The sequence below is a fragment of the Streptomyces sp. NPDC002867 genome (genome assembly GCF_053591895.1).
The window spans coordinates 288955-307218 of sequence record NZ_JBSFUR010000002.1; the positions used below are offsets into that span (position 1 = coordinate 288955).

Annotated in this window: 17 protein-coding genes; 9 read left to right on the forward strand and 8 right to left on the reverse strand. The window is 72.2% G+C overall.

Translation table 11 applies throughout. The features are described from left to right. Positions 1 to 4 precede the first annotated feature (4 nt). The 3 genes from ACWD0A_RS02860 to ACWD0A_RS02870 all read left to right on the forward strand — a co-directional run bounded on the left by ACWD0A_RS02860 (position 5) and on the right by ACWD0A_RS02870 (position 2613). A complete protein-coding gene (locus ACWD0A_RS02860; RefSeq protein ID WP_451293944.1) occupies positions 5 to 856 on the forward strand; it encodes an immunity 49 family protein in 852 nt (283 codons plus the stop codon). A gap of 147 nt (positions 857 to 1003) precedes the next feature. Further along, entirely contained in the window at positions 1004 to 1864 is an 861-nt protein-coding gene (locus tag ACWD0A_RS02865; protein WP_451294051.1) for an immunity 49 family protein, read from the forward strand. A gap of 104 nt (positions 1865 to 1968) precedes the next feature. After that, a complete protein-coding gene (locus tag ACWD0A_RS02870) occupies positions 1969 to 2613 on the forward strand; it encodes a hypothetical protein (protein WP_451293946.1) in 645 nt (214 codons plus the stop codon). Positions 2614 to 2671: 58 nt separating this feature from the next. Here ACWD0A_RS02870 and ACWD0A_RS02875 read toward each other — a convergent pair whose 3' ends face one another. Then, positions 2672 to 4387: an Imm49 family immunity protein gene (locus ACWD0A_RS02875; RefSeq protein ID WP_451293948.1), complete on the reverse strand. Its 1716-nt coding sequence runs from the start codon at positions 4385 to 4387 to the stop codon at positions 2672 to 2674. 521 nt (positions 4388 to 4908) lie between these two features. Between ACWD0A_RS02875 and ACWD0A_RS02880 the strand changes: the two genes are divergently transcribed. Both ACWD0A_RS02880 and ACWD0A_RS02885 read left to right on the forward strand, forming a co-directional pair. Continuing rightward, positions 4909 to 5865, forward strand: a complete 957-nt coding sequence (locus ACWD0A_RS02880; protein WP_451293950.1) for a helix-turn-helix domain-containing protein — start codon at positions 4909 to 4911, stop codon at positions 5863 to 5865. 313 nt (positions 5866 to 6178) lie between these two features. After that, positions 6179 to 6364 (forward strand): hypothetical protein, encoded by a 186-nt coding sequence (locus ACWD0A_RS02885; protein WP_451293952.1) that lies wholly within the window; start codon positions 6179 to 6181, stop codon positions 6362 to 6364. A 10-nt stretch (positions 6365 to 6374) separates the two neighbouring features. Here the strand turns inward: ACWD0A_RS02885 and ACWD0A_RS02890 are convergent, their stop codons facing one another. Then, the gene (locus tag ACWD0A_RS02890) at positions 6375 to 7472 is read right to left on the reverse strand and encodes a magnesium and cobalt transport protein CorA (protein ID WP_451294053.1); all 1098 of its coding nucleotides are present in this window, start codon (positions 7470 to 7472) and stop codon (positions 6375 to 6377) included. A 188-nt stretch (positions 7473 to 7660) separates the two neighbouring features. On the opposite strand from ACWD0A_RS02890, the gene ACWD0A_RS02895 reads away from it, so the two are divergent. Beyond that, complete coding sequence (locus ACWD0A_RS02895) at positions 7661 to 8947, forward strand: phytase (RefSeq protein WP_451293954.1); 1287 nt, start codon at positions 7661 to 7663, stop codon at positions 8945 to 8947. A 66-nt stretch (positions 8948 to 9013) separates the two neighbouring features. On the opposite strand, the gene ACWD0A_RS02900 is transcribed toward ACWD0A_RS02895, so the two are convergent. The 3 genes from ACWD0A_RS02900 to ACWD0A_RS02910 all read right to left on the reverse strand — a co-directional run bounded on the left by ACWD0A_RS02900 (position 9014) and on the right by ACWD0A_RS02910 (position 10801). Further along, positions 9014 to 10174, reverse strand: coding sequence for a GTP-binding protein (locus tag ACWD0A_RS02900; protein ID WP_451293956.1), 1161 nt, complete (start codon positions 10172 to 10174; stop codon positions 9014 to 9016). Positions 10175 to 10178: 4 nt separating this feature from the next. Continuing rightward, positions 10179 to 10349: a 50S ribosomal protein L32 gene (gene rpmF, locus ACWD0A_RS02905; RefSeq protein WP_307714445.1), complete on the reverse strand. Its 171-nt coding sequence runs from the start codon at positions 10347 to 10349 to the stop codon at positions 10179 to 10181. An 86-nt stretch (positions 10350 to 10435) separates the two neighbouring features. Then, positions 10436 to 10801 (reverse strand): ArsR/SmtB family transcription factor, encoded by a 366-nt coding sequence (locus ACWD0A_RS02910; protein ID WP_451293958.1) that lies wholly within the window; start codon positions 10799 to 10801, stop codon positions 10436 to 10438. 131 nt (positions 10802 to 10932) lie between these two features. Here ACWD0A_RS02910 and ACWD0A_RS02915 point away from each other — a divergent pair, with 131 nt between their 5' ends. Next, on the forward strand, positions 10933 to 12330 hold the full coding sequence (locus tag ACWD0A_RS02915) for an NAD(P)-binding domain-containing protein (RefSeq protein WP_451293960.1): 1398 nt from the start codon (positions 10933 to 10935) through the stop codon (positions 12328 to 12330). Positions 12331 to 12335: 5 nt separating this feature from the next. Beyond that, a complete protein-coding gene (locus ACWD0A_RS02920) occupies positions 12336 to 13607 on the forward strand; it encodes an MFS transporter (RefSeq protein ID WP_451293962.1) in 1272 nt (423 codons plus the stop codon). 18 nt (positions 13608 to 13625) lie between these two features. Here the strand turns inward: ACWD0A_RS02920 and ACWD0A_RS02925 are convergent, their stop codons facing one another. The 3 genes from ACWD0A_RS02925 to ACWD0A_RS02935 all read right to left on the reverse strand — a co-directional run bounded on the left by ACWD0A_RS02925 (position 13626) and on the right by ACWD0A_RS02935 (position 16881). Further along, positions 13626 to 14903 carry a protein kinase domain-containing protein gene (locus ACWD0A_RS02925; RefSeq protein WP_451294055.1) on the reverse strand — a complete coding sequence of 426 codons (1278 nt, stop codon included), beginning with the start codon at positions 14901 to 14903 and terminating at the stop codon, positions 13626 to 13628. A gap of 392 nt (positions 14904 to 15295) precedes the next feature. Further along, positions 15296 to 16036 carry a PP2C family protein-serine/threonine phosphatase gene (locus ACWD0A_RS02930; RefSeq protein ID WP_451293964.1) on the reverse strand — a complete coding sequence of 247 codons (741 nt, stop codon included), beginning with the start codon at positions 16034 to 16036 and terminating at the stop codon, positions 15296 to 15298. Between the two features lie 77 nt (positions 16037 to 16113). After that, positions 16114 to 16881, reverse strand: a complete 768-nt coding sequence (locus ACWD0A_RS02935) for a DeoR/GlpR family DNA-binding transcription regulator (RefSeq protein ID WP_451293966.1) — start codon at positions 16879 to 16881, stop codon at positions 16114 to 16116. 73 nt (positions 16882 to 16954) lie between these two features. Here ACWD0A_RS02935 and ACWD0A_RS02940 point away from each other — a divergent pair, with 73 nt between their 5' ends. Further along, the gene (locus ACWD0A_RS02940; protein WP_451293968.1) at positions 16955 to 18142 is read left to right on the forward strand and encodes an MFS transporter; all 1188 of its coding nucleotides are present in this window, start codon (positions 16955 to 16957) and stop codon (positions 18140 to 18142) included. The last annotated feature ends 122 nt before the right edge of the window (positions 18143 to 18264 follow it).

An 18264-nucleotide genomic window follows, 5' to 3' on the forward strand; every position in this document is an offset into this window, starting at 1 on the left:
CGCGTTGGTCGCGACCATCCCCCGCCACCCCTTTCCCACAGGGAACGCGGAAGAAGGCCTCGCCGTGCTCCAGGAGAACGCACAGGAGTCGATCGACGGACTGGAGGCTGACTCCACGGATCTGGGCGACACCCAGCAGATCACGCTCACCCTGGCGCAGTCGCGCTGCCTGCTGGATCCGCGGGCGGCGATCTTCCCCACGTGGGACGCCTGGGTCACTGCGATGCAGGTGAGCTCCGCCGTGTTCGCCGCCGCCACCACGGCCGAGGAGCACGTGCAGTGCCGTATCGCGCACAAGGACCGCACACTTCAGGCCACCGGCCCACAGTGGTACGTGACCCCGGGAGCCTGGATCAGCGCCTTCTACCTGGCTGTGGTGTGCCGGGAGCGGGACAGGATCACAGCCCTGTGCCAGGTGCCCATGTCTCTGCTTCGGGAGAACGGTTCGCGCTTCGAGGAATACCACTACGCCTGGATCGACACTCTTCAGACCTACTGGCTTGGCGGCCCTGACCTCGGCCAGAAACTGGTTGCTGCGGTCGACGCCACCGACCCTCAAGTCGTCGCCGACCCGGAGACTGTGGGCAAGCTGCTCTACCCGCCGATGGAGATGCTCCATCGCATCATCCGCAAGGACCAAGCCGGCTTCACCCGCGCGCTGACCAACGCCCTGCAGTGGCACAAGGAGTACTGGAGCGAGGAGAGCCGGTCTGTCCAGGCCTCAGGCCTCGTCGCGCTCGCGCCCCTTGCCATGGCCTGCTTCGCCCACGACGCGGGCATGCCGATCGAGGTCGAGTCCGAGTACTTGCCCGCCGTCCTCATCAAGCGCAACTGGTGCGGAGAGTTTCCGACGTAAGAAGGCAGACCACCAGCAGCGGCGATTTCCGGGCGAACCAAGCTCGGCCACGTCGGGCAGATCGGCCAGAAGGGTGACGCGCGCAGGAGCTTGAAGAACGGCGAGCTGGAACTGACAGCGCTTCGGCATCAGCAAGGGGACGCTTCCGTGGCCGTACGAATTGCCCGGCATGACATGGTGCGCCCCGATCCTGAGCGGTTCGCGGAGCAGCTGACTGAACACCTGGCCTGGGAGATCAGTGGCCTTGAGGAATGGGCGGCTGTGATCGACTCAACCTTCGGTACGGCTGTCATGCTCCTGCGTGCTCGTTGCATGGTCGATCCCCGAGCCGCCGCGGTGGAGACGTGGGAGGCCGCGGTCAACGCAATGCAGATCGGCTCGGCACTGTTCGCCGTGACCGGTGTGAGCGAGGGGACCGTCGAGTGCCGTATCGACCGGAAGGTGCGTAGTCTTCCGGCTGCCGGTCCACTGTCGACCGCTGATGCCGGGACATGGCTGACCGCGTTCTGGCTGGCTGTGATCTGTCGTGAACCGCAGCGCATGACGGAACTGTGCGAGATCCCGCTGGAGCGACTGCGCTCGCCCGAGGGGCAGTACGACGAGTACATCTACCACTGGGTGGACACGCTGCAGACGTACTGGCTGCGACGTCCGGGGCCTGTGGAGAAGCTGACGGCCTCACTCCAGATGTCGGATCCATCGGTGGCGCGGATCGCGCCGCGAGACATGCTGCAGGGCGTGCTCTATCCGCCGATCAACCTCTTCTACCACTTCGTTCGTAGGGACATGGATGGCTTCAGCCCGGCTCTGGAAGAGGCCCTGAAGCTGCACAAGACGTACTGGACGCTGACCGAGGAACGTGCCACCGACATCGACGGAGCCATGGCTCTTGGCCCACTCGCCATTGCCTGCTGGGCATACGACGGGGAGCTCCCGATCGACGTCGAGTCCGAGTACCTCCCCAAGCACCTGCTCAACCACGGTTGGCGGGGCGAGTTCCCCACGTGATCAGTGGAGCGACGTGTGTATCTCAGCGGGCAGGTTGGTGCCGGTCGACGGGCCAGGTCCGTCCCCGTGTTTCCGCGAGGGCGTCTGTCCGTAAGGGAGGTTCCATGCCAAGACTGATCCGCGCGCCGAGGGAATGCGGCTCGTGGTTCTGGGATCTCGACGACGTGGCGGAACCGGGGTTGCAGGCGGCTCTCCAGACGGCAGCCCGTATGTCCGCCGTTCTGTACGAGCACGAGTTGCTGGATCCGGTCTCCCTGGAGTGGAGCTGGTTCGAAGCCGGCAAGGGTGGCCTCGGGATCCACAGTCGCCTCGACATGGCGGGAGTATCGCTGGACGATGCGGCGACCGTTGAACGTGTGCGTGCGTGCAGGCCGGTTGGACACCCTGCCGCAGATATGTCGGCGATTCTGGTGGTCGGTCCCGGTACGTGGCTCGACGCAGAAGGTCGCCGTCAACGCGAACCCCGCCTGGTCGAACTCACCGTATGCCCCGACTCGATCGGGCATTCGGCGGGACTGTCGGTTCACCACGACGTTTGGGGCCCGTGCAACTTTCGGGGCCAGCCGCATCCCGCCGTGTACGCGAGCAATGCTCCGCGCCTTTCGGCGGCACTTCATGACTTGGACGGTCTGTTGAGGGTCGCGGCCGAGCCCGGTGAGCCGACCTACTTCGGCGTCGCCGAAGGGCATGGAATCAAGGCCCCCGACATCATCGACGGACTCGGGCCGGATCTCACCGACCTGCTGTGACGCTCGGTGTGCCCGTCGTGCTGACGTGCGCTGACGACCTGGCCGAGCCGGGAGGCCCTCAGCCCGGGATGTCCTCGATCCGTTCGCGGTTGAGCAGATACGTCGGCAGGTACGGCTGCTTGCCCTCGACGGGGAACCCGTAGTCGTACGCCAGGCTCGCCATCGCCAGCGGTCCGAGTGCCACCCGGGAGCGCGGTGCCGTCGATTCGCCCCAGTAGGTGGCGTGGTGTGCGAGGGCTTTCGTGAGTGCCTCGGCGAAGGCGTCGTGGTCGCGGGTGATCAGGCGGTGGAAGAGGGCGGCCGGCTGGTAGTCGACGAGGTCCACGAAGTCCTTCGGCGCCCGGGTCACGGCCTCCGGCGCGGACGTCTTCATCGTGGCGATCAGTTTCTCCACGACGTCGTCCATGGGACGCTGGGCCCAGTAGGTCTGCAGCGTGTCGATCCAGTGCAGGACGTACTCGTCGACGGAGTCGTCCTGGCGCAGCATCTCCAGCGGCACCCGGCAGAGCCGAGTGACGCGGTCCCGCTGGCGGCAGACGACCGACACATAGAAGGCGTCGAGCCAGGCGCGGGCGTCGGCGGGCGGCTCGGCGGAGATGGCGGGCAGCTGCCGCACGAGGTCCTCTCCCAGGTGGCACTCCTGCGGCTGCGCGCCGGTGAACAGCGCCGAGCCGAGTTGCACGGCGGCCGCCCACGCGTCCCAGCCCTCGATGCGCGCCACGTGGGGGTCGGTGGCGCAGTGGGCGTGGGCGAGTTCCAGGGCCGAGCCGAAGGCGTCGCCGAGCCCGGCCGGGTCCTGGGCGAGCCCGGCTATTGCCTCGACCGTGGTCTGCGTGAGCTTGTCGATGTCCGGAGCCTCGGCAGTGGCGCGGCCGGCGAGACGTCCGGCGCGGTCGAGGCGGACCAGGCCCTTCATCACCCCGTACAGCTCCGGCGGCGGCTGCAGTGAGAAGGTACGGGTCTCGTGGTCGATGACCGTGAGCGACGTCAGACCGCCCCGGTGCCACCAGTAGACCCGCGGGGACAGCGAGCCTGGGCCGTCCTGGTGGGCGCGGTAGGCATACGCGGCCAGGTCGTTGATGGCGTCGGCCACGGACCCGTCGGTGATCGGGTGGAACGCCAGCAGATGCCGCGTCGGCACGGCGACCAGGGCACCGGCGTCCGGGAGCGGCTCACCCGTCACCTGCTGGGCCACCTCGGACAGGAACAGCGCCTTGCTCGCGACGAACGGGGAGTCCCCGTAGACGGAGTGCAGCAACGCATGGCCCTCGATGGCCACTTCCTCGTACTCGACGGGCACGCGCATCAGGTTCGCGTACGCCGCCTCCCCCAGCTCCTGAAGCCCGGCGCGCTCCACGTCGGGGTCGGTCAGGATCCGCACGGACGTGGGCCGGTCGAGGGCGTAGGCGAAGACGAGCCCGTCGGCAACCTGGCGCGCGTAGCGCATGGCGCCGACGAGGTCCGGGGTGAACGACTCGGTGGGCAGCAGCCGTGCATGCACACCGCGCAGGAGCTCCTCGGCGCTCTCGTTGCCTGCGCCGCCCCGGCTCGCCTCCCGCAGACCGGCGAAGTGCGCCGCCACCATCTCGGGCCAACGGTCCTCGGGCGAGCGGCGGCACAGGTGCGCAAGGTTGTACAGGGAGAAGGTGTGGCCGTCCTCGGCGTAGGGAGCGGCGAGGGCCCGCAGACGTACTGCCTGGGCGGCGGTCAGCATGGGCAGGTCGGGGTCGCGGTCGGAGGCGTCCGGCGTGTCAAGTGTGTTGTCTGCGTTCACCGTTGTGACTCTACGAGGCGCATGAGCGGCGATCTGATGGTGGGTCGTGATGCATGGCCTGCAGGCGCCCGCGGGTGGGCAGTTGGGCATGCCCCTGATTGCCGTCGACCTTCCCCGGTCCGCTTGCCGCGTCCGGGCGGGGGCTGTTCATCGTCGAGGCGCTCGCCGATCGCTGGGGCGTCACGCCGGGGCCCGTGCCCACGAAGACCCTCTGGGCGGAGTTTGGATCTCGGATCGTGACTGGTGGCGCCGGGTCGCGGGGATGCGCGACCCGGCGTTCCGCGACCCGCTGCCGCACGACGCAAAGAGCTTTGAAGAACCTTGAAAGGACCGGGGAAAGAACCCTTCCCACCCCACCCCACCCCCGTCACCCGCACGGGTGAGATTGTCCAACTGGGTTGGGTTTCCGATGGGTTGGCTGGCATATGCTCGCCCCGACAACCGCAGACATGCGTCGGCCCCCGGCCGGGACTCGCAATCCCGATCGAGGGCCTGACCACCGAGGAAGTGGACCCTTCCCGATGGATACCCAGCAGATTAGCGTGCCCTCGCTCGCCTCGTCCCGTGTTCCCGGACGCGTCACCGCTTTCGGTGTCATCCACGTCAACGCGGTCCACAGCCACCGCTTCACGATCGTGGGCAACCACCTCGCCCAGCATGGTGAGTTGTCACTCACCGCGATCGGGCTCGCCGTGCACATCCAGTCGCTGCCGGACGGAGCGAAGGTCGGCATCAAGGCGCTCACCGACCGCTTCCCGGAGAGCGAGGCGCGTATTGCCGCCGCGCTGCGGGAGCTGGAGGAGCACCGGTATCTGCGGCGCTGCCTGGCGCGGCTGCCCGGAGGCAAGCTCGTCACGCGGACGATCTCGTACAACCACCCGGAGGTGTGGGGGCGGGAGCCGTCCGTGGGGGATGGGGTCATTCCGGCGGCCCCGGCACCGGCGGCCCCGGCACCGGCGGCCCCGGCCCCGGCGGCCCCGGAACCCGTGGCGCCCGCTCCGGAGGCGCCGGGCCCGGCTCCGGAGCCGCCCGCCCCGAGCCCCGTACCCCCGCCGAAGGCGGACGCCCCGGCACAGAGGTCCCGCCCGCCGCTACCTCAGCCGCAGGTCCCCGACCTGGAGCGGTACCGCTTGGCCACCGACCTCCTTGCCGGTCTCCGGCGCGACGACCCCCGGCTGCTGCTGACCGAGCGGGACATCCGCCGCCTCGCTCCCGCCGTCGCCGCCTGGCTCGAACGCGACGCCCCGCCCGAGGCCGTACGCCACACCCTTACCGCCGACCTGCCTGCCCCCGTGAAACACCCAGCGGGACTCCTTGCCCACCGCCTCACCGTTCAGCTCCCGTCCCCGCTGCCCGCCGAAGCCGCGCCGAGAGTCCACGACCCGCTCCAGAACTGCGACAAGTGCGACCGCGCGTTCCGCGCCTCGACGCCGGGACACTGCCGCGACTGCAGAGCCGACCTCGCAAGGGCCGCCTGAGCCGTGTCGGTCTCCCGCCCACGGGACGAGCTGTCCGTCGGCGACGATCCCGGCTCCTCGGGCGAATCCTCACGTGAGGAGTACAGTCCTTAGGGGTGTAGTCCTGAGGCGGTCCCGTGCGGAGTCAGCCACGTCCCCCCAAGCCGTCTCGCGTCTTCGACCGTGACGCCGAATGGGACGGACTCGCCGCCTTCGCCGCCAGACCCGTGCCACATGCCATGCTCGGGATCGTCCGGACGCGTCCCGGATGCGGGGTGACCCGGTCGGACGCGCTCCGGATGCAGGGACCCGCGGCGCGTGAGAACGTCGCCGGGTGGCTGACTCACTCATCGCCGCCTGCTGTGCGGCAGCGCTCGTCCTGCTCGGCAGGTCTGTCCTCGGTCTGCGCCGGGCCGGCGGCGGCACCGACCCCTCCGCCGAGGCCCGTTCTGTGACCCTGGCGCTCTACGGCGGCGTGGTTGCGCTCATGACGCTGGGGCTGTTCATCGCGCTGACCTGAACCGCGCCGCTCACAGCCAGCCGTTGCGGCGGAAGCTGCGGTGGATGAGCACGCAGGCGGTCGCCATCACGGCCAGGACGAGCGGATAGCCGTAGGTCCAGCGCAGTTCCGGCATGTGCGTGAAGTTCATGCCGTACACGCCGCAGACCATGGTGGGCACGGCGACGATCGCCGCCCATGCCGTGATCTTGCGCATGTCCTCGTTCTGGGCGACGGTCACCTGGGCGAGATGCGCCTGGAGGATCGAGTCGAGGAGTCCGTCGAAGGCGTTGATCTGCTCGCTCGTGCGCGCCAGGTGGTCGGCGACGTCGCGGAAGTACGGCTGGATGTCCTCGCCGACGGGCGGCAGGTGCTCGGCGGCCAGCGTCCGCAGGGGCCGCTCCAGCGGTGTCACGGCCCGCTTGAGCTCCAGCAGCTCGCGCTTGAGCTGGTAGATCCGCCCGGCGTCGCCGCGGCCGGCGTGCTCGCTGAAGACGGCGCTCTCGACGGCGTCCACGTCGCTCTGCATCGCGTCGGCGGCGGCCAGGTAGTCGTCCACCACGTGGTCGGCTATCGCGTGCAGGACGGCGGCCGGGCCCTTGGCCAACTGCTCGGGCACCGTCTCCAGTTCCTCCCTCAGCGGGCCCAGTGATTCGTGCCGCCCGTGCCCGACCGTGATCACGAAGTCGGCGCCGGCGAAGACCGCGAGCTCGCCGGTGTCCACGACCTCGCTGGTGGCGGTCAGTTCCTCGTGCTCGACGTAGCGGCACGTCTTGAACACGGCGAACAGCGTCCCCGTGCCGTCCGGGCCGTCGTAGCGCTGCACCTTGGGGCGCTGGGGCGGACGGACCGCGTCGTCGACGGCGAGCGGGTGGAGCCGGAACAGCTCGGCCAGGGAGGCGAGTTCGGACTCGGTCGGCTCGTGCAGGCCGATCCACACGAAGCCGCGTCCGCTCTTGCGCGCCGCGCGCAGGGCCTCGTCGGCCGTGTACGGTCCCGGCCGGCGCACCCCGTCCTCGTACAGCACGCAGTTGACCACGGCGCTGCCGAGCGGTGACCGGGCGGGATGGCTGAGGTCGACGGTGCGGCGGTAGGCACGGCGGACGGCGCGGCGCAGGGTGCGGATCATCGGCACGGCGGAGCCCTTTCGAGCGACGGACGGTCAGTGTGTCATTCGGGAGCGGGGAGTCGGTTCCCGGCCCACTGTGTCGAGTTCATGACATACATACGCAAGCATCACCCCGCGGACGCCGTACGGCCACGGTCCGCCTGCAGGCTCACGGTGGATCACCGTGTCCCCGGCACCGAGGAGCTTTCGTGAACGCTCGTGCAGCCGCTCTCGTCATCGCCCTGACGGCCCTCGCCGGCGTCGCGCCCGTACCGGCCTCGGCGTCCTCCGGCGCCCTGCCCGCCGTGACGGCCCGCGCCGAGACGCCCACGCTCCACGACGACGAGGCGGGCGGCAACGCCGACGCCGACGACCCCGCGATCTGGCGCAACGAGGCGGACCCCGGCCGCAGTCTGGTCATCGCCACTGCCAAGGAGGGCGGACTGCGCGTCTACGATCTCGGCGCCCGGCCCGTCCAGTCGGTGCCCGCGCCGCCGCCCGCCGCCGAGGGCGACGCCCCCGGCCGCTTCAACAACGTCGACCTCGTGCACGGCCTGCGGCTGCCGTCCGGCCGGGCCGACGTCGCGGTGACCAGCGACCGCGGCCACGATCGGCTGCGCGTGTACCGCATCGACCGCGACCGGCCCGGCGGTCCGCTCACGGACGTCACGGACCCGACGGCGCCGCCGGTGTTCTCCGCCGACCAGGACGAGATCAACGACCAGCGCACCGCGTACGGCCTGGCCACCTGGACCGACCGGGCGACCGGCCGTTCGTACGCCCTGGTCAGCCGCCGCGAGCGCACCACGGTCGCGCTGCTGGAGCTCGCACCGACATCCGCCGGCACCGTCACCTACCGCACCGTGCGCACCCTGGACCTGCCCTCCTCCTTCCGTCTCCCGGACGGCACCTCCTGGACCCCGTGCGCCGAGCCGGGCGAGCTCCCGCAGGTCGAGGGCATGGTGGTCGACCCGGCGAACGGCACGCTCTACGCCGGTCAGGAGGACGTCGGCATCTGGCGGCTGCGCGCCGACCTGACGGGCACGCCGGTGCTGGTCGACAAGGTGCGCGAGTACGGTGTCCCTGCCACGTACGACGAGCCGTCGGACGAGTGCGTCGCCGGACCCGACCCGGGCTACGGCGGCACCCGCCTTGCCGCCGATGTCGAGGGTCTGACGCTGCTCACCGAGCCCGACGGCGACGGATACCTGCTCGCGTCCAGCCAGGGCGACAGCACCTTCGCCGCGTACGACCGCGAACTCGCCGACGACACCGAGTACGAGGGCGGCTTCCGGGTCACCGCGGCGTCCGCGACGCTCGACGGGTCCGAGGAGTGCGACGGCGCCGCGGTGCTGAACGCCCCGCTGGGCCGTCAGTACCCGAACGGCCTGCTGGTGGTCCAGGACGGCGACGCCGCCTCGGCGGACGGCGACCGCGCCGGAACGGGCTTCAAGTTCGTGGACCTGGGCGACGTGACGGACGCCCTCGACGACTGAGCGCGTCCCCGGATACGGTCCGGGCCGGACGGTGCCGTGGCTGCGACCACCGCCCGGCCCGGAGGTTCAGAGCGCGGGCACAGGCTCGTGCTCGCAGGCGTCGTCGATGCCGTACGTGTCCCACGCCGGGAACGGGTCGTCGTGCGGCACGCGTTCGCCGTCCGCCATCAGGCACGCCTGCAGAGCGGCCCGCAACGCGTCGGCGCGCAGGTCCGTGCCGATGAAGACGAGTTCCTGGTCCTGCGTGCTGCCGGGGTCCCGCACGCCCGAGGGCTCGAAGCGGGCCACGGAGCCTGCCTGCGACCACAGGCCCGTCACGGCGGGCCGGCTCGCCAGCCGGAAGAACCCCTTGGAGCGCAGGACCTGTCCGTACGTCCCGCCGTCGAGGCCCTCGGTGACGAAGTCCCACAACCGGCCCGGGTGGAAGGGCCGTCCGGCGCGGAAGACGGCGGAGGAGATCCCGTACTCCTCGGTCTCCGGCACGTGGTCGCCGTTGAGCTCCATGACCCATCCCGGCGCCTGCTGGGCGCGCTCGAGGTCGAACAGCCCCGTGCCCAGCACCTCGCCGACGCCGACCCGGCCGTGACGGGCGGGGACGATGCGCGCGACGGGGTTGAGGCGGCTGAGCGCGGCCCGCAGCCGTGCGGCGTCCTCGGGCCCGACGAGGTCGAGCTTGTTGAGCACGAGGACGTCGGCGAACTCGATCTGGTCCATCAGCAGGTCGCTGACGGTGCGTTCGTCGTCCTCGTACTGGTCGAGGCCGCGTTCGGTGAGCCCGTCGCCGCTCGTCAGCTCGGGCAGGAAGTTCGCGGCGTCGACGACCGTGACCATGGTGTCCAGGCGGGCGACGTCCCCGAGGGTGGCGCCGTCGTCGCGGGGGAAGGCGAACGTCGCGGCCACGGGCATCGGTTCGGAGATGCCGCTGGACTCGATGAGCAGATGGTCGAAGCGGCCCTCGCGGGCCAGCCGGTCGACCTCCTCCAGCAGATCGTCCCGCAGGGTGCAGCAGATGCACCCGTTGGTCATCTCGACCAGGCGCTCCTCGGTCCGCGACAACGCGGCGTCGCCGCCGCGCACGAGGGCCGCGTCGATGTTGATCTCGCTCATGTCGTTGACGATGACGGCGACGCGCAGGCCCTCGCGATTGCCGAGGACATGGTTGAGCAGGGTGGTCTTGCCCGCCCCGAGAAAGCCCGACAGGACCGTCACGGGCAGTCGGCCGGTCATGCCGTCAGCCCTCGGGGTGCAGCAGACCGCGCTCGTAGGCCTTCACCAGCCGCTGCGGCACCAGGTAGGTGGAGCCGTCGACGGTGATCGGCACGAGCCGGGACGTCGTCGCCTTCCACTGGGCGCGGCGGTGGCGGGTGTTGCTGCGGGACATCTTCCGCTTGGGAACGGCCATGGGAATCCTCCTGGTGAGCGACCGCCCCAGACCTTAGCTGAAAATGGTTCCCATTACGAACTGCTGCTCCGGTGTCCGGTGCGGGGTCAGGCGGTGGCGGCCGTCGCCAGCAGGCGCCCCATCGCGGCGAGCACGGACGGCTCGACCCGGTAGTACACCCATGTGCCGCGCCGCTCGGAGGACAGCAGCCCGGCTTCCTTGAGCTTCTTCAGGTGGTGGGAGACCGTCGGCTGCGAGACGCCGACGTCGGAGATGTCGCACACGCACGCCTCGCCGCCCTCGTGGGAAGCGACCGCCGAGAACAGGCGCAGGCGCACGGGATCGCCGAGCGCCTTGAACATCTTCGCGGTGTGCTCCGCCTCCTCCGCGTTCAGCGGGCGCTCGGTGAGCGGCGGGCAGCACGGCGCCGCGGGCTCCGGTTCCAGCAGCGGCAGGACCTTCGTGTTCGGCATGCATCTATGTTGACACATGTCGAACCAGGAGCCCAGTTTCGATGAATGTCTATGTTGACAGGCATCGATACAGGTGTGATGCTGGCAGCGCAAGGCATCGACAAACGTCGAAATACTGAGGAGTGGACCCGATGAACGCGCCCGCCACCACCGAACTGCCCGTCGCCGTCGTCGGAGCCGGCCCCGTCGGCCTCGCCGCCGCGGCCCACCTGATCGAGCGGGGTATCGAACCACTGGTCCTGGAGGCGGGCCCGGTCGCGGGCACCGCGGTGCGGGAGTGGGCGCACGTGCGGCTGTTCTCCCCGTGGGCCGAGGTCGTCGACCCGGCCGCCGAGAAGCTCCTGGCCCCCACCGGCTGGGTCAGGCCCGACGACGCCGCGTACCCGAGCGGCGGCGACTGGGCCGAGCAGTACCTTCAGCCGCTCGCCGACGTCCTCGGCGACAGGGTCCGGTACGGCACGACCGTCACCGGTGTGGCCCGCGCCGGCCGTGACCGCGTCGTCGACTCCGGCCGCGAGGAACAGCCCTTCACCGTGCACCTCGTCACCGCCGACGGAGCCGAGGAGCGGATCACCGTCCGGGCCGTCGTCGACGCCTCCGGCACCTGGACCACTCCCGGCCCCCTCGGCGGCGACGGCCTGCCCGCGCTCGGCGAGAAGGCGGCCGCCGACCGGATCTCCTACCGCGTCCCCGACCTCGCGGACCCGGCCGTCCGCGCCCGTTACGCAGGCCGGCGCACGGCCGTCGTCGGCTCCGGCGCCTCCGCGTTCACGGCGCTGGCCACCCTCGCCGCCCTGGCGAAGGAGGACGCGGGCACGCACGCGGTGTGGGTACTGCGCCGGGGCATCAGCGGGTCCACCTTCGGCGGCGGCAAGGCCGACCAGCTCCCCGCCCGCGGGGCGCTGGGCCTGGCCGCCAAGGCGGCGGTCGACGCCGGGTACGCCTCCGCCGTCACCGGCTTCCGCACCGCCGCCGTCGAGCGGCAGGGCGACGGGCGCCTCGTCCTGGTCTCCGACGACGGCGGCCGCACCGAGCCGGTCGACGAAGTCGTGGTCCTCACGGGCTTCCGCCCCGACCTCTCCTTCCTCTCCGAGCTCCGCCTCGGCCTCGACGAGCGCCTCCAGGCCCCCGTCGAACTGGCACCGCTGATCGACCCCAACGTCCACTCCTGCGGCACCGTCTACCCCCACGGCGTGCGAGAGCTCTCCCACCCCGAGCAGGACGTCTACCTGGTCGGCATGAAGTCCTACGGCCGCGCCCCGACCTTCCTGGCGATGACCGGGTACGAGCAGACCCGCTCGATCGCCGCCGCCCTCGCCGGGGACACGGCCGCGGCCGAGCGCGTCGAACTGACCCTTCCGGAGACCGGCGTGTGCGGCGGCGCGGGGCTGTTCGACGAGCCCGAGGCAGTCGAGGCATCCGGGGGAGCCGGGGACTCCGGTGCCGCCGGCGGCTGCTGCGGCGCCCCCGCCACGCTCCGGATCGGCGCATCGGCCGCGGAGGCCGGCACCGCCTCGGGCGGCTGCTGACCGCCGTGAGCCGGATCCGCCCGCGCGCGGCCTCGACCGGGACGGGGGACCGGACGAGGCCGCGCGCCGCCCTCCCGGCCCTCTGCGCCACCCAGATCACCGGCTGGGGCGTCCTGTACTACGCCTTCCCCGTCCTCAACCCGGCGATCACCGCCGACACCGGCTGGTCGCCGGCCGCCACCGCGGCGGCCTTCTCCGCCGCCCTGCTCGTGTCGGCCGTCGCCGGCGTGCCCATCGGCCGTGTCCTCGACGCCCGCGGCCCTCGCGCGGTGATGACCGGCGGCTCCGTCCTGGCGGTCGCGGGTCTGCTCGTGGTCGCCTACGCCCCCGGCCTCGCCGGATTCACGGCGGGCTGGCTGCTGGTCGGCGTGGCGATGGCCGCCACCTTCTACCAGCCCGCCTTCGCGGCGCTCACGCGCTGGTGGGGCCCGGAGCGCGTACGGGCCCTGACGGTCGTCACCCTCGCGGGCGGCCTCGCCTCCACGGTCTTCGCCCCCGTGACCGCGGTACTCGCCGAGCACCTCTCCTGGCGCGCCACCTACGCCGTACTCGCCGGAGTCCTGGCCGCCGTCACCGTCCCCGCCCACGCCCTCGCTCTCCGGGGGCCCTGGCCGCCCGCCCCCGAGGAGGCGGTCCGGCCCACGCACGACGCACCGGACCGCGCCCCGGGTGCCGTGACGAGGAGCCGCCGCTTCCTGCTGCTGGCGGCCGCGTTCACGCTGTCCGGGTTCGCGATGCACTGCGTGGTCGTCGCCCTCGTCCCGCTCCTCACCGAACGGGGCGTCTCCACCACGGCCGCCGCCTGGGCCCTCGGCCTCGGCGGCGTGGGGCAGACGCTCGGCCGCACGCTGTACGGGGCCGTCGCGCGACGCACGGGCGCCCGGGCCCGGACGGCCGCGTTCATCGCGGCGGGCGGTGCCACGACCGCCGCGTTCGCGCTGGTCCCCGGGCCGTATCCGCTGCTCGTGGGCATCGCCGTCGCGGCGGGCACGGTCCGCGGCAATCTGACGCTGCTCCAGGCCACCGCGGTCACCGACCGCTGGGGGGCGGCCCGTTACGCCCACCGGTCGGCGCTGCTCGCAGTCCCGATCACCGTGGCCGGCGCGCTGGCGCCCTTCACGGGAACCGCGCTGGCGGGTGCGTTCGGCGGCTACGAGGGGCTGTTCGTGGTCCTCGCGGGGGTGTCGGCGCTCGGCGCGGGCCTGGCGCTCGGGACCGGGATGCGCGGCTCGCCGCCGCGGGCACCGATCCGTCAGCGGGCAGAGGTGGCCTCGTAAACCGCCTCTGAGGGTGCGTCAGTCGTCCTCGTCGTGCTTCCTGCCGTCGTTCTCGCCCTTTCCGCCGGGACTCTTCGCGTCGTCGCCGGCGTCCTCCGGTTTCTGGTCGTCGTCCGACGGCTGGGCCGGTTGTTCGGCCGGCTGTTCGGCGGAGGGGCTCTCCGCGACGGGGCTCTCGGCGGGGGCGCCGTCCGCGCCGCCGGTGAGGGACTCGGTGACCGCGGGCTCGCCGGTCACCGGCGTCTCCGCCGGGCTGTCCTCGGGCGCGAACACCGCCATCCCGATCAGCAGGGCGGTGGCGAAGGCGAGGGCTCCGGCCACTATCGCGGTCACCCTCGGGCGGCGCCGGGCGAGCGCCCGCAGAGCGGGGCGTGTGCCGGACGCCGGGGCGGCCCCGGGCAGCATGTACGTGGTGGCCGGGCCGGGTGCCGAGCCGACCGGACCAGGGGCGGCGGCCGCCGCGCCGACGGGCCGGGCGGGCTGCGGCGGGACGGGCCGTGCCTGCACGGGCTGAGGTGTGGGCATGGGCTCGGAGCGCCCCCGCCAGGCGCCGGAGGCGAACCAGGCGCCGACCTCGTCCGCGGTCGGCCGTTCCTCCGGCCGCTTCGCCAGCATGACGAGCAGGTAGTTCTGGAACGCGGGCGACAGCCCGATGCCGAGCTCCAGCGGCGGCAGGGGCGCCGCGTCGATGTGCAGGTAGAGCGTCGCGGTGGCGGTGTCGGCCTTGAACGGAGGCCGTCCGGTGAGCAGTTGGTACAGGACGCAGCCGAGGGAGTACACGTCCGACGCGGGCTCGGCGGTGCGGCCCAGGGCGCGCTCGGGGGCGAGGTACAGGCTCGTACCGACGATCTGGCCCGCGGTGGTCAGCGCGGCCGACGGGTCGTCGACGAAACGGGCGATGCCGAAGTCGCCGATCTTCACGACGCCTTCGGTGTCGGAGAGCAGGTTGCCCGGCTTGATGTCCCGGTGGACTATGCCCTGCCGGTGGGCGGACGCGAGCCCTGCCGCGGCCTGGGCCGCGACGGCAGCGACCCGCTCCGGCGTCAGCGGCCCGCTGTCGGTCAGTTCCTCGGCCAGGCTCCGGCCCTCGACCAGCTCCATCACCAGGTAGAAGCGGCCGTCCCACGTCCCGAAGTCGAACACCGAGACGACGCCTGGGTGGTTGAGCCGCGCTGCGGTCTGCGCCTCCATGCGGAACCGGGCGGCCGCCTGGGGATCGGCGTGATCCCCGAGGAGCAGCTTGACGGCCACGGGCCGGCCGAGCACCTCGTCGGAGCCCCGCCAGACCTCCCCCATGCCGCCCTGCCCAATGCGGGCATCCAACCGGTATCGATCAGCCACCAGCACCTGCTGCACCAAAACCTCACTCCGGACCTGTCGCGAGCCGCCCTCGGCCTCCGCAAGGAGAATCGGTGAAGGAGTCGGGGCACAGTAAGCCTAGCCAGCCGGGACGAGTGCCCCGGACGCGGCAGGCGCCCAGCGAATCGCGACGAGCCCGGAGGCGTCCGCACGCCCGGGCTTCCACGCCCCGGAGACGAACACCCCGCCGCAGCAGGCGGATCCCCGCGCGGTCGTGAGGAACGGGCAGCCCACGACGGGCCGTTCGGCACCGTCCTGCCGGAAACCTGCCGGAAACCTGCCGGAGCGACGGGCGGCGGGGCGAGGGAGGCACGCCTCGGCCGGTCGTCTCACGCGTTGACGCGTACGAGCGCGAGCGTGATGTTGTCGGGGCCGCCGGCCTCGATGGCCGCCTTCCAGAGTTCGAAGGCCGCCCGGCCGTCGTCGTGCACCCGCAGCACGTCGCCGATCGTCTCGTCCGGCACCGGGTCGGTCAGCCCGTCGCTGCACACCAGGTAGCGGTCGCCGCCGGCCAGCGCGGAGGCCGTGACGTGGGGTGTGACGGCTCGGAACGCGGGCGTGCCGCCGAGCGTCTGGGTCACCACCGACGTGGTGCGCCGGCCCGGTGGCGGCGGCGGGCTGTCGTCCACGCTCACCTGGCGCAGCCCGTCGCCCGTCGCGTCGTACACCTTGCTGTCGCCGACGTTGAACGTCAGCAGTGACTCGGCCAGCAGCACGGCACCGGCGACGGTGGTCCCCATGGTGAAGAGCTCCGGCTCGGAGTCGGCCGCCGAGAACACCTCGTGGTTGCACAGCTCCACGGCATCACGGACGGCATCCTCGCCGTCCAGGGAGGGGCCGAGGGAGGCGAGGCGGCGGACGACCAGCGCGCTGGCCACCTCGCCGCCCGGCTGCCCGCCGAGTCCGTCGGCGACCGCGACGACGAGTGGCGTGCCGAGGGGGAACAGCAGGGTCTGCGGGTTCTCGGTGACCGTCCCGCACAGCGTCCACGGGCCGACGACCAGGCTGTCCTCGTTGTGGTCGCGGATCAGGCCCGCGTGGCTCAGGGCGGTCACGGCTGTGTAGGGCATGTCGGCTCCGGCCTCTTGGTGACGGAAGGCGTGTCCCTCACCCCATTGTCACGCCACAGGGCGCAGGGCCGGGCCGGTCAGACGCTCCGTACCGTCGCGCCCGCCGCGGTCAGCGCGCCGATCTCCTCCTGCGGGGCGGCGGCGTCGGTGACGACGGCGTGCAGCGCGGAAGCGGGCGCGACGAAGGCGAGGGCCGTACGGGAGAGCTTGGCGGCGTCCGCCACGGCGACCACCCGGCGGGCCGACGCGATCGCGGTGCGCTTGACGGCCGCGTCGTCCAGGTCGTACGCGGTCAGGCCGTTCTCCGCGTTCAGTCCGCAGCAGCCGACGACCGCCGTGTCGAAGCGCAGCGCGGACAGCGACGCCAGGGTCAGGGGCCCGGTCAGCGCGAGCTCGCCGGGCCGTGGGCGGCCGCCGGGGACGAGCAGGGTCAGCCGCGGGGCGCCGGTCAGGGCGTTCACCGCGTGCAGGGACAGAGGCATCACGGTCAGCCGGCGGTGCTCGAGGGCGCGCGCCACCTCCAGGCAGGTGGTGCCGCTGTCGAGGACGACGGACTCGCCGTCGGCGATCAGTCCCGCGACCTCGGCGGCGATGCGCCGCTTGGCGTCGAGTCCGTCCTGCGCCCGCAGCGCGAAGGGAGGCTCCTCGCCGCGCAGCAGGAGGCTGCGCGCGCCGCCTCGGTAGCGCTCCAGGACGCCCTGATCGGCCAGCAGCTCCAGGTCGCGTCGGATCGTCATCTCCGACGCGCCGGTCAGACCTGCCAGCTCCGCGACGCCGATACGGCCGGCCTCGCGCACGGCCTCGGTGATCTGCCGGAGTCGTTCCGCGCTCGGTGTACTCGCCACGCCCCGATGGAACACCACGCATGCGCGAAAGGCAAGCTTACTAACACGAATCATGTTCGATATGTTCGGAGTCATGGAGACATCACTGCGGAAGGGCCGTGCGGCCACCTTCGCCTACTTCGCCCTGAACGGCTTCCTCCTGGGCATGTGGGTGGTCCACATCCCGGCCGTCGAGCACCGGGCGGGCATCAGCCATGCCGTGCTCGGCTGGCTCCTGCTGCTGCTGGGCCTCGGGGCGTTCGCGGGGATGCAGGCCGCCGGCCCGCTCACCGACCGGGCCGGCGCCCGTACGGTGGTCCCGCTCGGAGCGGCGCTGTGCAGCGCGGCTGTCGTCCTGCCCGGCCTCGCCACGAACGCCTGGACCCTGGGCGGGGCGCTGCTGCTGCTCGGGTTCGGCAACGGATGCCTCGACGTGAGCATGAACGCCCACGCCGTCCAGGTCGAGCGGGGCTACGGACGGCCCGTCATGTCCGCCTTCCACGCCACCTTCTCCATCGGCGGTGTCCTCGCTGCGCTGATCGGCGCCCGCACGCTGAGCTGGGGCTGGAGCCCCGCGGTGACCCTCGGCGCGGCGGCGGTCCTCGGGCTCGTCGCTGCCGCGGCGGCCGCCGGCGCACTGCTGCGGCCCGAGCGCGCCGCCGAGGAGGAGCCGGCGGCCGCTGCGCCGTCCCGGCGCCGCACTCCCCGGCGCATCTGGTTCCTCGCCGCCCTCGCGCTGATGCTGATGCTCTGCGAAGGCGTGGCCAACGACTGGAGCGTGCTGCACCTGCGGGACGTCCTGGACGCTCCGGCCGCGACCGCGGCCCTCGCCTACGGCGCCTTCTCCACCGCCATGACCGTCGGCCGGCTGCTCGCCGACCGGGTGGCGGCCCGGGTCGGCCCGGTGGCCGTCCTCCGTCACGGTGCCGCCGTGGCCGCGCTGGGCCTCACCATCGCGGCGCTGTCCCCGTGGGTGCCGCTCGCCCTGGCGGGCTGGGCCGTGTTCGGGGCCGGCCTGTCCGGGTGCATCCCCCAGCTGTTCAGCGCCGCGGGCCACGCCGACCCGAACGCCGCGGGCGCCAACGTCTCGCGCGTCGCCGGCCTCGGCTACCTCGGCATGCTCGCCGGGCCCGCTGTGATCGGACCGCTCACCCACCTCGTCCCGCTCAATCTCACCTTCTTCCTGCCCGTCGCCTTCTGCGTCGTGGCCGCCTGCACGGCCGGCGTGCTGCGCACCCGGGGCCCCGCTCCCGCCGCCGAACCGCAGACCGAGAAGGTGTGAGGACGGAACGCCGCAACGAGACCGGGCGGCCGGGAATCACCGGCACCGCACCGTCCCGGCACGTCACCGCCCGTGCCCACACATGCGGGCCGAGCGGGGGCAGGCCGGGCCGCAGGCGCGGC

Bases quoted from the DNA above. Each gene is read 5' to 3' on its own strand.
- ACWD0A_RS02870 (WP_451293946.1), top strand. From the start codon at position 1,969: ATGCCAAGACTGATCCGCGCGCCGAGGGAATGCGGCTCGTGGTTCTGG.
- ACWD0A_RS02915 (WP_451293960.1), top strand. From the start codon at position 10,933: ATGAACGCGCCCGCCACCACCGAACTGCCCGTCGCCGTCGTCGGAGCC.
- rpmF (WP_307714445.1), bottom strand. From the start codon at position 10,349: ATGGCCGTTCCCAAGCGGAAGATGTCCCGCAGCAACACCCGCCACCGC.
- ACWD0A_RS02910 (WP_451293958.1), bottom strand. From the start codon at position 10,801: ATGCCGAACACGAAGGTCCTGCCGCTGCTGGAACCGGAGCCCGCGGCG.
- ACWD0A_RS02940 (WP_451293968.1), top strand. From the start codon at position 16,955: ATGGAGACATCACTGCGGAAGGGCCGTGCGGCCACCTTCGCCTACTTC.
- ACWD0A_RS02890 (WP_451294053.1), bottom strand. From the start codon at position 7,472: ATGATCCGCACCCTGCGCCGCGCCGTCCGCCGTGCCTACCGCCGCACC.
- ACWD0A_RS02880 (WP_451293950.1), top strand. From the start codon at position 4,909: ATGGATACCCAGCAGATTAGCGTGCCCTCGCTCGCCTCGTCCCGTGTT.
- ACWD0A_RS02930 (WP_451293964.1), bottom strand. From the start codon at position 16,036: ATGCCCTACACAGCCGTGACCGCCCTGAGCCACGCGGGCCTGATCCGC.
- ACWD0A_RS02925 (WP_451294055.1), bottom strand. From the start codon at position 14,903: ATGGGGGAGGTCTGGCGGGGCTCCGACGAGGTGCTCGGCCGGCCCGTG.
- ACWD0A_RS02900 (WP_451293956.1), bottom strand. From the start codon at position 10,174: ATGACCGGCCGACTGCCCGTGACGGTCCTGTCGGGCTTTCTCGGGGCG.